This window comes from Amycolatopsis sp. FBCC-B4732 (assembly GCF_023008405.1).
Taxonomy (GTDB): Bacteria; Actinomycetota; Actinomycetes; order Mycobacteriales; family Pseudonocardiaceae; genus Amycolatopsis; species Amycolatopsis pretoriensis_A.
In genome coordinates this window covers 10,062,587-10,077,231 of record NZ_CP095376.1, presented here as the reverse complement: position 1 = coordinate 10,077,231, position 14,645 = coordinate 10,062,587, and the positions used below count along the sequence as shown (strand labels likewise).

Here is a 14,645-nt window from a genome sequence, read left to right as displayed (position 1 = left end):
CAGGTCAGCGCTTGTCACGTGCGGACGGATCGGGGCGGCGGAAATTGTCACGCGCACGGCCGGTGGCCGCGATCTTCTTGCTCGCAGCGCCCGCGTCCCGTTACCTTTTCCGAAAGTAGGGGAAGGAGCGGCCATGAACCAGCCGGTCATCGCCGTGACCGACCTCGCGAAGCAGTACGGCGAAGTCACCGCGCTCGCCGGGATCAGCCTGACCGTCGCCCGCGGCGCGGTGCTGGCGGTCCTCGGCCACAACGGCGCCGGGAAGACCACGCTGATCGACATCCTCAGCACCCGCGTCCGGCCGAGTGCGGGCACGGCCCGCGTGTGCGGCTACGACGTCGTGCAACGCGGGCGCGCGGTCCGGCGGCGGATCGGGGTGACCGGCCAGTTCGCCGCGGTCGACGACGCCCTGTCCGGGCGCGGGAACCTCGTGCTGATCGCGCGGCTGCTGGGCGCGAAACCGCGGCAGGCGCAGGCGCGGGCCGCCGAGCTGATCGCGTCCTTCGGCCTCGAAGACGCCGCCGACCGGCGGGCCGGCACGTATTCCGGCGGCATGCGGCGGCGGCTGGACCTGGCCGCGGGCCTCGTCGGCGCGCCCCAGGTGCTGTTCCTCGACGAACCGACGACCGGGCTGGACCCGGTGAGCCGGTCCGGGCTGTGGTCGATCGTGGAAGGGCTCGCGGCGCGCGGCACGACCGTCGTGCTCACCACCCAGTACCTCGAAGAGGCCGACCGGCTGGCCGACCACGTCGTCGTCCTCGGCCTCGGGCACATCACGGTGTCCGGGACGCCGGCGCAGCTCAAGGGGCGCCTGGGCAACCGGACGGCGACGCTGACGTTCGGCACCGAGCTGGCGCTGCAGCGGGCCGTGGACGCGTTGTCCCGCTTGGGAATGGCGGCCGGGCGCACCGGGCTCGTCCTCGCCGTGCCGCTGACCGGGCCCGGCGACATCCCCGTGCTGGTGCGCGCGCTCGACACGGCGGGCGCGCCGCTGCGGGACCTGACGGTGACCGAGCCGACGCTCGACGACGTCTACCTGTCCCTGCACCGGACGGCGGTCGGCTGGTGACGCAGGCACGGCACCGGGCGGCCGTCTCCGCGCTCGGCGATCCCACGGCGTGGCCGGAATCCGGCTTCTGGACGCAGGTCCGCGTGCTGGCCGGCCGTTCGCTGCGCACGGCGTTCGGCGACCGGCGGCTGGTCTTCTTCGGACTGTTGCAGCCGGTGGTCCTGCTGTTGCTGTTCAGCCAGGTGTTCAGCGGCGTCGGCGCCCTGCCGGGCGTGGCGGCGTACCAGGGTTACGTGAACTTCCTGGTGCCGGCGACGCTGGTGAACATCGCGATGACGACGGCGATGAGCTCGGGCGCGGGCCTGCTGGCGGAGATCTACGGCGGCTTCACCGGCCGGCTCCGCTGCCTGCCGATCTCGCTGGTCTCGGTGCTGGTCGCCCGCACCCTGGCCGACTCCGCGCGGCTGGCCGTCCAGCTGGTGGTGACGGCGCTGGCGAGCGTGCTGTTCCTCGGCTTCCGCCCGGCGGGCGGCGTGCTGGGCCTCGGGCTGGCGCTGCTGCTGACGCTGGTGGTGGGCTGGTGCCTGAGCTGGGTGTTCGTCGCGATCACGACGTGGCTGCGCAAGGCGGAAACCCTGCAGGCGGCGTCGTTCGTGGTGATGTTCCCGCTGATGTTCTCCTCGAGCGCGTACATGCCGCTGGACACGATGCCGGCATGGGTCCGGGCGGTCTCGGCGGTCAACCCGCTGACGTACGCGATCGACGCGACCCGCGCGCTGGCACTGGCCCGCCCGATCGGCTGGTCGGTGCTGACGGCCCTGGTGATCGCGGCGGTGGCCGCGGTGGCGGGCTCGACCCTGGCCGCCCGCACCTTCCGCAATCGCGGCTAACCCAGTGCCTCCAGGTGGGTTGCCGCTTCCTCCGCGCCACCCGCGGCCTCGAACGACTCCCGGATCTCCTCGGCCCCAGGCCGGTACTCCCCGGCCGCTTCGATCGCCCGCCGGAGATCGCCCGCCTTCGCACGGTCGAACCGCACCCGCACGCCCGCCGACGCCGTGACCACCTGCTGGGCCAGCATCGACTGGTCGTCCCGGATCGGTGCCACCACCAGCGGGACCCCGGCGGAAAGCGCTTCACACACCGTGTTGTGCCCGCCGTGGCAGACCACCACCGACGCGCGCGCGAACACCGCCACCTGCGGGATCCGCCGGGCCAGCGCGACACTTTCACTGATCAGGCGCCCGGAGGGATCCACCACCAGCCCCTGCACGTCCGGCATCCCGGCCAGCGCGTCCACGCTCTCGGCGAGGAACCGCGCCCCGGCCGCCGCGTTCGACGTCCCCAGCGTCACCACGACCAGCGGCCGATCGTCCACAGGGGACCACTCACCGGGCGCTGAAGGCAGCGCCGGGCCGACGTAGGACACCGGCACCGCCAGCCGGGATTCGCCGGCCAGTGCCCGGGTCGTGAACGCCAGCACCAGGTGCGGAGAGAACCTCAGGTCGCCGAGCAGCACGCCGTGCCGGGCGCGCAACCCCGCCTGCAGGTCGTCCACCCAGGACGCGATCTTCGGCAGCGAGCCCAGCGGGTCGGCCAGCTCGGTCGACGTCGACGCCGACGTCGCCCACGGCAGCCCGCACCGCGCGGCCACCAGGGCGCCCGCCATCGCCTGCTGGTCCACCACGACGACGTCCGGCTCGAACACGGCGACGGCCGCCAGCACGCCGGGCACCATCGCGTCCGCCAATGGCACCAGGTAGGACTCCCACAGGTACTTCAGCGCCGCGAACCCGCGCAGCTCCGGTGGCCGAAGCGCCAGCGAGAACGGCGCGGAGTCCCCGGCCGGGAAGACCCGGCCGGGGACCACTGTGGACAGTGCGGGCACCGGGCCGCACCAGGCCACGGAGTGCCCCCGCGCCTCCAGCACCGAAGCCACCCCGAGCAACGGCGCCACGTGCCCGGCCAGCGGCGGGACGACCAGCAGGAACTTCACGCCGCGTGCCGATCGATCCACTTGAGCACCAGCTCGCGCACCTCGCGGTGCTGCTCCACCAGCACCGAGTGCCCCTGCCCCTCGAAGACGTGCAGCTCACCGTTCGGCAGCAACGACGTCAAGGCTTCGAGGTCGTCGGCCTGGTAGCCGTGACTGCCCAGGATGGACAGCACCGGGCAGCCGATCGCCGCCACCTGGTCCCACGTCAGCAACGGCCCGAGCGGCACCTCCTCGGCCATCTTCGTCGAGGTGATCCGCTCGGCCGCCAGCCGCGCCAGCCGCCGGTGGTGTGCGCTGAAGTTCGCCTCGATCCAGTCGAAGCTCTCCTCGACCTGCAGGAACCGCATGGTGTGCGCGAGGATCTCGCTCATCTTGCCCGCCCACACCTCGGTCGCCGGCTCGGACTCGATGCACACGATGCTGCGGACCCGCGAAGGGTTCGCCACGGCGTAGCTGTAGGCGAGCGTGCCGCCGAAGCTGTTGCCCACCAGGTGCACCGGCCGGTCGACGGCCAGCTGCACCAGCAGGTCGTCGAGGTCGGCGACGAAGTCCCCGAGCGTGTACCCGTGCACCGGGCGCTCGGTCTTGCCGTGCCCGCGCAGGTCGTAGCTGATCACGTCGATGCCCGCGGCCGCGACCGGCGGCGCCAGCGTCAGGTAGAAGCTGGCCAGGCTGTCGGTGCCCATGCCGTGCAGGAACACCACGGTCTCGGTGCCGCCGGCGGGGACGAGCTGCACGTTCGTGCGCAGCCCGTTGACGGTCATCGTGGGCACGTGCGCTCCCCCACGAACCGGGCGATGTCGCCGACGGTCAGGCCGATGACGTCGTCGAGGTCCTTCTCCGCCAGGTGTTCGGCGAGGTTGACGTCGGCGCCGAAGTGCTCGGCGAGGATGCTCGCGAAGGTCACCAGGTCGATGCTCTCCAGCTGCAGGTCCTCGTGGAACGTCGTGTCGGGCGTGATCTCGATGCCGAGTACCTCGGCGTCGCCGACGAGCTCGGCGAGCAGCTCGGCGACGACGTCGAACGTCGCGGACGCGTGGTCGGTGGTCATGGCGTGCTCCTGTGGTGTGCGATGGCGGTCTCCCCGGTCAGCTCGACCGTGACGGCGGAACTCGGCAGGTCCCGGTGCCTGCCGGACACCGTGCCGTCGTCGTGGACGCGGATTTCCGCCGGGTACACGGGTTCGGCGAGCCGGGCCCGGACGGCGTCCTTGGCGGCGATGCGCCGCAGCAGCCAGCCGCGCTGCTGCCGCGGGGGCACGGCGGCGAACTCGGCCCGTTCCTCCGCGCTGAGGTAGATCCCGGCGTAGATGTCCCGCGCGGCGACCGTCGGCCAGCGGTCGGTGACCGCGACCGAGCCGTCCTCCCGCCGTTCGGACAGCAGGTTCTCCGCGGGGAAGGCGTAGACGCGGTGGGCCGCGCGGTCGCACGGGAACCGCACGTCCCGCCAGCCTTCGATGCTCGCCAGCACCTGCCCGTCCCGCACCAGCTCGGCGTCCATCTCGAGGACCTCGGGCCGCGGCAGCCGGACGCGCACCAGGCACTCCAGCCGCGTCCCCGGCCCGGGTTCCGGCCCGTGCCAGGTGAGCCTGCCGATCGAGCGCGGGAACGCGAGGAGGTCGTCGGACCGGGTCGCCATCAGCCAGCAGCCGAGCAGCTGGCCGACGTTGTCGAGCAGCCCGCCGGGCGCGGACGGCACGACCAGTTCGCCGCGGATGTGCTGCTCGCCGAGGCCGGTCAGCCGGGCCAGGCCCTGGTACGCCGGGCCGTGGAACATCTCGCGCCGCTCGTAGATCTCGGCCGCGCTCAACGGCGGCGCGGTCTCCGGCCCGGGCACGGCGGCCCGCGACGGCGGTGGAGCGAACACTCCGACCTCGACGGTCAGCAGCGCGTACGGTCCGATCTCGACGGTGACGCGGTCGCCCTCGCGGCTCAGCGACAACGGCACCCGCCGGGCGGGCGAGGCGATCAGCCAGCGCGAGAACACCGCGTCCCGCACGGCCACCGCCTTCGTGCCCGGCCAGGTGCGTTCGACGGCCCGGCAGGCGAGGTCGACCAGCGTCGTCGCGGGCACCACCGGCCGGAAGTCGGCCTCGTCGGGCCAGCCGTCGCGCTGCCGGAAGAACCGGTGGTCGCGCAGGTACGGCATCGCGTCGAGCGAGACGTCCACAGTGGACTCGACCCGCCGGCGCGCGGCCGCCGCGACGACGTCCGCCGCGGTCCGGCGGGTTTCGGTGAGCAGCGCGGTGAACTCGGCCACGATCGCGTCCGGCACGCCCGCCGGCAGCTCCGGCGGCGCCGCGGTGTCCAGCAGTCCGCGGGCAGATTCCCCCAGCGACAGCAGGGGTTTCCCGGTGTTGAGCCGGATCCGCCGCGGTTCCAGCGCCGCGAAGTCGGGGTCGCCGCCCTCGGTCCACAACGCGGTCGCGACCCGCCGCAGCTGCGCGAGCCCGGGCCGGGTGCCGGATGCGGCCGCGACGACCAGGTGCCGCCGCTCGCCGAGGGTGTCGGTGACGAACGAGCCGAGCTGCCCGGCGCCGACCTGCACGAACGCCCGGAACCCGGCGTCGTGCAGCGCCTCGGTCAGCTGCCGGAACCGGACCGGGCGCAGCAGGTGGTCGAGGTAGAGCCGGCGGACGTCGGCCGCGGCCGACGGGTACGGCCGCGCCGTCGTCGCCGACCACACCGGCACCGCCGGCGCCAGCAGGTCCAGGTCCGCGACCAGCCGCGCGAACGGCGCGAGGTGCGGTTCCAGCAGCGGCGTGTGGAAGCCGGACCGGAACGGCAGCGTCCGGGCCACGATGCCGAGCCCGCGGCAGGTCACCGCGAACTCCGCGACGGCGTCCGGCGGGCCGCACACGATGGTCTGCCGCGCGGCGTTCTCGTGCGAGATCACGAGGTCGCCGGGGAGCAGCTCGGTCACCCGCGCGGCAGCGCAGCCCAGCACCAGGTAGTCCGCTTCGGGCAGCTCGAACCCGCCGGGCCAGTACCGCTCCAGCAGGTCCGGCTCGGCCCGGTACATCCCGGCGGCCTGCATGGCCGTCCACTCGCCCGCGCTGTGCCCGGCGAGCGCGTCCGGGCGGATCCCCAGCCGCCGCAGGGCGTGGTCGAGCAGCAGCCCGGTCGACGACACGCTGGTGGCCCGCGCGGGCACGGTCGCCGTCGACCACTGTGGACGGTCGAGGCCGAAGTGCCCGGCCACGTCGTCGAGGCGCGGCTCGGCGCCGGCCTCCAGGCCCGGGTAGAGGAAGGCGGTCTTCCCGCCCGGCAGCAACGGGTCGAGGCTGCACCAGACGTCGCCACCGCCGTGCCACGACCGGCCTTCGGCCGTCACCTTCGCGAGCACGCGGCGGGCCGTGGCCAGCTTGCGCTCGTCCGCGCCGACGATCCCGAGCCGGCAGGGCCCGTCGCCCCCGCCGGGCTCGTCGAGCTGCTCCAGCAGCGCTTCCGGCGTCGCCGCGGCCAGCCGCAGCACGCGTTCCGGCTCGTCGACGCGGACCCGCCGCTTCGGCGCCGGGTCCGCGGCTTCGAGCACGACGTGCGCGTTCACCCCGCCGAAGCCGAAGGCGTTGACCGCGGCCACGCGCGGCAGGTCACCCCACGGCTCGGCCTCGGCCAGCACCCGGAACCGGGTCTTGTCCAGCAGCGGGTTCGGGTCGGCGCAGTGCAGCGTCGGCGGCAGGACCCCGTGGTGCAGCGCGAGCGCGACCTTGACGAGCCCGGCGACCCCGGCGGTCGGCAGCGTGTGCCCGATCATCGACTTGACCGAGCCGATCACCGATCGCGACTCGCTCGCCTGGCCGAAGACGTCGGCGACGGTGGTCAGCTCGGCGGCGTCGCCCGCGGGCGTGGCCGTGCCGTGCGCTTCGAGCAGGCCGATCTCCGCCGGGTCCAGCCCGTCCCACGCGCGCCGCAGGGCGAGGGTCTGCCCGGCGACGGACGGGCTGAGCAGGCTCGCGCCCCGCCCGTCGCTCGACGTGCCGCTGCCGCGGATCACGGCGTACACGCGATCGCCGTCGCGGCGGGCGTCGGCCAGCCGCTTGAGCACGACGATCGCGGTGCCCTCGCCGATGAGCAGGCCGTCGGCGGCGCGGGAGAGCGGGCTGATCCGCTGGCTCGGCGACAGCGCGCCGAGCTGGGTGAACAGCGCCCACAGCGTGTCGTCCTGCGTCTGGTGCGCCCCGCCGGCCAGCACGGCGTCGCAGCGGCCGCGGGTCAGCTCGCCGATCGCCTGGTCGACCGCGACCAGCGAGGACGCGCACGCGGCGTCCACCGTGTACGCCGGGCCGCCGAGGTCGAGCCGGTTCGCGACGCGGGCCGCGGCGAGGTTCGGCACCAGCCCGGCCGCGGTCTCCGGCCGGAACTCGCCGAGGGGTTCCAGCAACGCGGTCCGCAGCCGGTCGAGGACGTCTTGGCCGGCCGAAGGCAGCAGCTCGCCGACCGTGCGGGTGATCTGCCGGACGGTGCGGACGCGCTGGTCGAAGCCCTGCAGCCCGGGCGAAAGGTACCCGCCGCGGCCGAGCACGACGCCGATCCGCTCGGGGTCGCCGAGCCGGCCGAGACCGCCGGCGTCCCCGACCGCCGCCACCGCGACGGCCAGCGCCGTCAGCTGGTCCGGCTCGGTGCCCTCGAGCGACGTCGGCGGCACGCCGTGCGCGACCGGGTCGAAGTCCAGGGTCTCCGCGGTGAAGCCGCCGCGGCGGCCGTGGGTCCGGTCGGGCGCGCTGCCGCCGTGGCCGTGGAACGCGGGGTCGCGGCGGTGCGGCGGGATCTCGGTGACGGCGTCGGTGCCCGCCACCAGGTTCCGCCAGTACTGGTCCACAGTGGACGCTCCGGGCAGGAACACGCCCAGCCCGACGATCGCCACCGGCTCCTGGCTCACCACAACGACGCCGTGTACAGCACCGCGCGGTCCGTGCCGTAGGCGAGTTCGCGCAGCAGCGCCGCGACGCCCTCGTCCGCGTCGAGCAGGCCGACGTCCCGGCGTTCGTACTCGCGCGCCAGCTCCGGCGAGACCATGCCGCCGTGGTCGGCCGCGGGGGCCCACGGTCCCCAGTGGACGGTCACCGCGCGGCCCGGGCAGGTCCTCGCCAGCGACTCCAGCGCGTCGTTCGCGGCGGCGTAGTCGGTCTGGCCGCGGTTGCCGAGCACCGCGGCGATGCTGCCGAAGAAGGTGACGAACCCGGGCTCGGCGCCGGTCTCCGCCAGCGCGGCGAGCAGGGTGCGCGCCCCGTCCACTTTGGTCTCGAAGACGGTCCGGAACGACCGCTCGTCCTTGTCCGCCATGAGCTTGTCGTCGATGACGCCCGCGGCGAACACGACGCCGTCGATCCGCCCGCCGAGCTCCTTGGCCAGCTGGTGCACGGCTTCGGGGTCCCGCACGTCGAGCGACCGGTAGGCGGGGTCGCCGCCGGCCGCGCGCACCTCGTCGAGCGTGCGCCCGATCTCGCGCTGGGCCAGCACGGTCCGCACCCGGCGTTCGATGTCGGCCACCGAACCCCCGCGCCCGGCCAGCACCGCCCGCATCGCGGCGGGGTCGGCGGGCAGGTCGTCCGGCTCGCCCGGCCACGGCGTGCGGCCGGCGAGTTCGATCCGGCCGCCGGCGGCGGCGAACGCGACGGCCGCGCGGGCGGTGATCCCGCGGGCGCCGCCGATCAGGAGGACCACGGAGTCCGGGCCCAGGCCCAGCGCGGCGAGTTCGCCGCCGCCCGGCCCGGCGCCGGAGTAGGCGATCGAGCCGAGGCCGGCGGGCCGGGGTTCGATCGTGAAGCGACCGCGGTCGTCGTGCCCGACCACCGACGGCCCGTCGCTGAGGGCCTCGTCGACCAGCACCTTGGCGACGTCCTGCGTGACCTCGACGAGCCGGGTGCCGCCGTCGCGTTCCAGCGCGGCGGACCGGACCAGGCCGCGCAGCCCCGGCACCGCGTCCGGCGCGGCCGCCACGAGCACGGTCCCCCGCAGCGCCTTGAGCCGGGCGAACACGTCCGTCAGGTCACGGGCGAGGAGCACGGTGATGTCCGCGTCCCCGGCGACGACCGCCGCCCCGGCCGCGGCGAACGCGGCCGCCACGGCAGGGTCGTCACCGACCACCGCGACGGACTTCCCCTGCAGCCGCGCGGGATCCGGGTCGAGCGGCACCGGCACCCGGTCGAGCCGGTACCGGGTCGGCGCGGTGGCCGCCGGCGTGGGGTTCAGCCAGCTCTCCAGGTGCGCGGTCAGCGCGTCGGCCGTCCGGTCGCGGCTGAGCTGGTCGGTCCGGTCGTCGGCCGGGAGCCCCAGCCGGGACAGCAGCGTGCCCGCGATTTCGGTGCGCTTGATCGAGTCGATCGACAGGTCGGCTTCGAGGTCGAGGTCACCGGCGATCATCTCGGCCGGGTAGCCGGTGCGCTCGCTGATCACGCCGATCACCGTGCCCAGGACGTCGGCCGGCGGTTCGGCCACCGGTTCGGGTTCCGGTTCGGGTTCCGCGTGCACCACCGGTACCGGAGCCGGAGCGATCGCGGGCGCGGGCGCCGGGACGGGTGTGCTGCCGAGGTAGCCGAGCATCACTTCCCGTTGCGCCGCAACGAGTTCGCGAGTGGTGCGCAGGAAGTCGACGACCGCCTGGTCGCGGCCGGGAGCGGGCTGGGTCATGGCGGTACTCCGGATTCGTCGGGCCGGGGGCAAAGCGGGGACTTCGGCGCCGGGTGCGCGGGCGGAGCGCCCGTCCACGGCCCAGGCGGTGGGGGAAGGCGCCGGGGGCCGCGCGCGCCGGAGGCGATCGGTGCGGACGTCGACCCCGGCGGCGGCGAGCGCCGCCAACGCGGCCAGGAAGCCGTCGAGGCCGGGACCGCAGGCGACGACGGTGTGCGGGCGGTCGCCGAGGATCTCCGCGACCAGCCGGGACAGCACCCGGCCGGGCCCGGCCTCGACGAACGTCCGCGCGCCCGCCGCGTACATCGACTCGATCTGGTCGAGGAACCGGACCGGGGCGCCGATCTGGGCGGCGAGTTCGGCCTTGACGTCGTCGCCGTAGGGCGCCGCGGTGCGGTTCGCCCACACCGGCAGCTTCGGGTCCACGACGGACTCCCCGGCGAGTGCCGCGGCGAAGACGTCGCCCGCGGCGGCGACCAGCGGGCTGTGGAACGCGCAGGCGACCGGGATCCGCTTGGCGGCGAACCCGGTCTCCCGCAGCCGCCGGATCGCGCGTTCGACCGCGGCCACCGAGCCGGAGAGGACGACCTGCTCGGGCGCGTTGTGGTTGGCCACCACGACGTCCGGGCCGATCAGGGTGGCGGTCAGCGCGTCCCGCGGTGCCTTGACCGCGGCCATCGCGCCGGGCTCGGCGACGTCGGCGATGGCCCGCGCGCGAGCCCGGCTGAGCCGCAGCAGCGTCTCGCTGTCGAACGCGCCGGCGACCGACAGCGCGACCAGCTCGCCGTAGCTGTGCCCGGCCAGGAAGTCCGGACGGACACCGACCTGCGCCAGCAGCCGGGCGACCGCGGTTTCGACGAGCCCGAGCGCGGGCTGCGCCACCTGCGTGTCGGTAAGGGCTTTCTCCTGCTCCTGGTCGGCGCCGGTGTCGAACACCCGCGGCGGGAACGCTTTCCCGGCGACGTCGGGGGCGAGCTTCAGCGGCTCGGCCAGCTCCGGGAAGTGCACGAACAGCTCGGCGAGCATGCCGGGGCGCTGACTGCCCTGCCCGGGGAAGAGGAACGCGATCTTCCCCGGGTCGGCGTCGGCGCGCCGGATCCCGGCAAGGGCTTTCTCGGCGCCTTCGGACCAGTCGCGCGGGCCGTGGCTGCGGTCCGGGGCGACCGGGCCGGCCCCGAGCACGGCGTGGAAGTTGGTGCCGCCGAAGCCGAACGCGCTGACCCCGGCCAGCCGGGCCGGCTCGGCCCACGGCCGGGCCGCGGTGGTGAACGTGAACGGGCTGGCCGCCGGGTCCCAGGCGGCGTTCGGCCGGCTCAGGTGCAACGTCGGCGGGACGACCTCGTGCCAGAGCGACAGCGCCGCCTTGATCAGGCCGGCCAGCCCGGCCGCGCACTTCGTGTGCCCGATCTGGCTCTTGACCGACCCGAGCACGCAGCTGCCGGGCGCGGCACCGGCGTCGGCGAAGAACCCGGTCAGCGTGCGCAGTTCGGTCGCGTCCCCGACGACCGTGCCCGTGCCGTGCGCCTCGACGAGCCCGACGTCCACCGGGGACACCCCGGCGTCGCGGTAGGCGCGTTCGAGAGCGCGGTACTGGCCTTCCGGGCGGGGCGCCGTCAGGCCGAGCGCCTTGCCGTCGCTGGCCGCGCCGACGCCCTTGACCACGGCGTAGATCCGGTCGCCGTCGCGCTCGGCGTCGGCGAGCCGCTTGAGCACCAGGCACGCGACGCCCTCGCCGAGCGCGATCCCGTCGGCGGCGGCGTCGAACGGGCGGCAGCGGCCGGTCGGCGAGAGCGCGCCCGCCGAGGTGAACATGAGGTAGTCGTGGATGCCGTTGTGCAGGTCGACCGCGCCGCAGAGGACCAGTTCGCTCGTGCCGGCGCGCAGTTCCTTGGTGGCCAGGTCCAGTGCGGCCAAGGACGAACCGCAGGCGGCGTCCACGGTGTAATTCGCGCCGCCGAGGTCGAGCCGATTGGCGATCCGGCCGGAGATGACGTTGGCGAGCGTGCCGGGGAAGGTGTCCTCGGTGGGTTCGGGCAGCTGCGCGAGGAGTTCGGGCGGCACCTCGTCGAGGTAGCCGTCGAGCAGGGACCGCAGGGTGCCCGCGTTGGCGAGGTCGCCACCCGCTTCCGCGCCGAACACGACGCTCGTGCGCTCGCGGTCGAAGTCGCGCCCGGCGTACCCGGCGTCTTCCAGTGCCCGGCGGGCGGTCTCCAGCGACACCAGCTGGGCCGGGTCGATGCTGCCCATCGCGGACGGCGGGATGCCGAAGTCGAGCGGGTCGACGGCCACCGGCGGCAGGAAGCCGCCCCACTTCGACGTCGACTGTCCGAAGTAGACTTCCGGGTCCCAGCGCTCCGGCGGCACCTCGGTGACGGCGTCCTCGCCGCGCAAGATGTTGGACCAGAACGCTTCGAGGTCCGGGGCGCCCGGGAACGTGCAGGCCATCCCGATTACGGCGATGTCCCCGGTGGCCTCCGCCGGGACGGGTTCTTCCAGGCGGGTGAACGGTTTCCCGGCCGTGACCTCACGGTGCAGCTGCGCGATCGTCGTCCGGCGGTCGCGCAGCACGGCGACCTCCCCCGCCATGAACATCCCTTCGGCGAGCTGGGTTTCCTCGTCGACCACCACCCCGCCGTGGCGGACGCCCTTGCTCGCGACGCGCAGCCGTCCGGTGTTCAGCTCCTCCAGCCGCTGCCAGGCCTCCTGCGCGGGCACGTCCCGCAGGTTCGCTTTGACCTGCTCGAATTCCGCGGTGTACGGGCTCGGCAGGCAGCGTGTGCGGTGACCCGGCGCGGTCTCCAGAGTGACGGTGGTGCCGGCTTCGATCGCCCGCCGCTGGAACAGATCCGTGATCGCGCCGTGCGTCACGGCTTCTTCGGTGAAGAGGTACGCAGTGCCCATCAGCACGCCGACGGCGTCGAGCGGCGCGGCCATCGCCCGGACCACAGCGGCGGACCGGGCGTCGTGAATGCCGCCGGCGAACAGCACTTCGACGTCCTTGGCCGCGCCGAGCACCGCCAGTTGTTCCTCCCACAGCTCGAAACTCGGGCGCGGGCCGACGTGCCCGCCGCATTCGGCGCCCTCGAAGACGAACCGGCGGACCCCGGCGTCGAGGTACTGGCCGAGCAGGATCGGCGACGGCACGTGCACGAAGGTCGCGATCCCCTCGGCCTCCAAAGCCCTGGCCTGCCCGGGTTTCCCGCCCGCGATCAGCACGCACCGCGGCCGGGCGGCCCGGATCGCGGCGAGCTGCGCGGCCCGCAGGTCGTCCGGGACGAAGCCGAGGATCCCCGCGCCCCACGGCCGGTCGCCGAGCAACTCGGCGGTGCGGCTCAGGAGTTCGGTGGTGCGCGCGCCGTTCGCGGTGGCCACGGCGACGAACGGGAACCCGCCGGCGTCGGCGACCGCGGCCGCGAACCCGGGCTGGTCGCTCACCCGCGTCATCGGGCCCTGGACCACCGGGAGCGCGGTGCCCAGCGTCCGCAGCAGCCGGTCCGGCGGCGGCACCGCGGGCACGGCGGCACCGGTGATCCGGCGCACGTCCGATTCCACAGCGTTCAATTCCACTGTGGACTTCGTGACCACGCCGGCCGCACCGCCCGCCAGCGCGCCGACGGCGGTCCGCGGTCCGGCCACCGTCCCCCACACCGGCACGTCGAAGATGCTCAGGAGCTGTTGCAGCAGAACGAAGTCGCTCAGCTCGCCACCGCGCGCGACCAGTCCCAGCGCACCACCGCGCAACGCCTCGGCAGCCGTGGTCACGTCACCGACTTCGGCGAGCGCACCCGCCCACGGCGCTTTCGTCCGGACGGCGAAGGCCGCGCCGGCGGGCAGCGGGCCGTCCGTGCGCACAGCGTAGGGCACGCGGACCCGGGCCGCGACCAGAGCCACGGCCGCCGGATCGGCGCCGTCGAGCACGCCGAGGCCGCCACCGCGGGCGACCGCGGCTACGGCGTCCGGGTCGCCGACGCCCAGGCAACGCAGCCGTCGAACGTGCGACGGCGGGACGAGCTCGGCCATCGTCGGACCTCCTGAGCGCGGGGTGTGGCGATCTTCAGAAATAACGCACCGGACCGGTTAAAAGCAATACTCGTGCTAGGGTACGAAAGCGAGAGCGCCCCACGATCATGGCCCTGACCAGCACTTTTATCACCTGGATCGCAATCTCGGAATGCAATTCCCGCACGCAAGTGACAATTCGACACCGAAATACCTGGAGCCCGCGTGGAACTGACTGGACGGGTCGTCGTGCTGACCGGCGCGGCCCACGGGATCGGGGCCGCGATGGCCCGTCGCTTCGCCGCCGAGGGCGCGGCGGGCGTGGTGGTGTCGGACGTCGACGAGGCCGGCGCCGCCCAGGTGGCGGACGAGATCACCACCACGGGCGGCCGGGCCGTCGCGGCGGCCGCCGACGCGACGTCCAAAAAGGACCTGAAAGCGCTGGTCACGACCGCGCGGGACGAGTTCGGCCCGGTGGACCTGTTCTGCGCCAACGCCGGGGCGGCGTTCGGCACCGGCGTGCACGCCGCCGACGAGCAGTGGCAGAAGTCCTGGGAGCTCAACGTGCTGCAGCACGTGCACGCCGCGCAGGCGGTGCTGCCCGCGATGCTCGCGCGCGGCGAGGGCTACCTGCTGATCACGGCGTCGGCCGCCGGCCTGCTCGGCACCCCGGGCGACGCGCCGTACTCGGTCACCAAGCACGCGGCCGTCGGCCTCGCCGAGTGGCTGGCGATCACCTACCGGCCGCGCGGGATCCGGGTCAGCGCGCTGTGCCCGCTCGGCGTCCGCACGGCACTGCTCGAACCCGGCATCGCCGCCGGTCACCCGGCCGCGCTGGCCATCGCGGCGCTGGCGCCGCTGCTCGAGCCCGAGGACGTCGCCGAGGCGGTCGTGCACGGGCTCGGCAAGGAGGAGTTCCTGATCCTGCCGCACGAGTCCGTGCGGGAATCGTTCGCGCGCAAGGCGAGCGCGGTCGACGCGTGGATCGACGAGATGGCCGTGGGAGGCTGAA

Annotated in this window: 8 protein-coding genes; 3 read left to right on the top strand and 5 right to left on the bottom strand. The window is 74.4% G+C overall.

Annotated features, from left to right (window positions below):
• The first annotated feature begins 133 nt into the window (after positions 1-133).
• Together MUY14_RS46195 and MUY14_RS46190 are read left to right on the top strand one after the other, a co-directional pair.
• The gene (locus MUY14_RS46195; RefSeq protein WP_247019409.1) at positions 134-1,069 is read left to right on the top strand and encodes an ATP-binding cassette domain-containing protein; all 936 of its coding nucleotides are present in this window, start codon (positions 134-136) and stop codon (positions 1,067-1,069) included.
• A complete protein-coding gene (locus tag MUY14_RS46190; RefSeq protein WP_247019408.1) occupies positions 1,066-1,899 on the top strand; it encodes an ABC transporter permease in 834 nt (277 codons plus the stop codon). The genes MUY14_RS46195 and MUY14_RS46190 overlap by 4 nt, the downstream gene beginning before the upstream one ends.
• Here MUY14_RS46190 and MUY14_RS46185 read toward each other — a convergent pair.
• Genes MUY14_RS46185 through MUY14_RS46165 form a run of 5 tightly spaced genes read right to left on the bottom strand, consistent with a single transcriptional unit; the run spans position 1,896 to position 13,654 of the window.
• The gene (locus MUY14_RS46185) at positions 1,896-3,023 is read right to left on the bottom strand and encodes a glycosyltransferase (RefSeq protein WP_247019407.1); all 1,128 of its coding nucleotides are present in this window, start codon (positions 3,021-3,023) and stop codon (positions 1,896-1,898) included. The genes MUY14_RS46190 and MUY14_RS46185 overlap by 4 nt on opposite strands.
• Positions 2,999-3,775: an alpha/beta fold hydrolase gene (locus MUY14_RS46180; RefSeq protein WP_247019405.1), complete on the bottom strand. Its 777-nt coding sequence runs from the start codon at positions 3,773-3,775 to the stop codon at positions 2,999-3,001. Before MUY14_RS46180 ends, MUY14_RS46185 begins: the two co-directional genes overlap by 25 nt.
• Positions 3,763-4,053, bottom strand: coding sequence for a phosphopantetheine-binding protein (locus MUY14_RS46175; protein WP_247019403.1), 291 nt, complete (start codon positions 4,051-4,053; stop codon positions 3,763-3,765). The genes MUY14_RS46180 and MUY14_RS46175 overlap by 13 nt, the downstream gene beginning before the upstream one ends.
• The gene (locus tag MUY14_RS46170) at positions 4,050-7,886 is read right to left on the bottom strand and encodes a beta-ketoacyl synthase N-terminal-like domain-containing protein (protein ID WP_396126671.1); all 3,837 of its coding nucleotides are present in this window, start codon (positions 7,884-7,886) and stop codon (positions 4,050-4,052) included. Before MUY14_RS46170 ends, MUY14_RS46175 begins: the two co-directional genes overlap by 4 nt.
• Positions 7,880-13,654 carry a type I polyketide synthase gene (locus MUY14_RS46165; protein ID WP_247019401.1) on the bottom strand — a complete coding sequence of 1,925 codons (5,775 nt, stop codon included), beginning with the start codon at positions 13,652-13,654 and terminating at the stop codon, positions 7,880-7,882. Before MUY14_RS46165 ends, MUY14_RS46170 begins: the two co-directional genes overlap by 7 nt.
• 204 nt (positions 13,655-13,858) lie before the next feature.
• Between MUY14_RS46165 and MUY14_RS46160 the strand changes: the two genes are divergently transcribed.
• Positions 13,859-14,644, top strand: a complete 786-nt coding sequence (locus tag MUY14_RS46160; RefSeq protein WP_247019400.1) for an SDR family oxidoreductase — start codon at positions 13,859-13,861, stop codon at positions 14,642-14,644.
• Position 14,645: the final 1 nt, after the last annotated feature.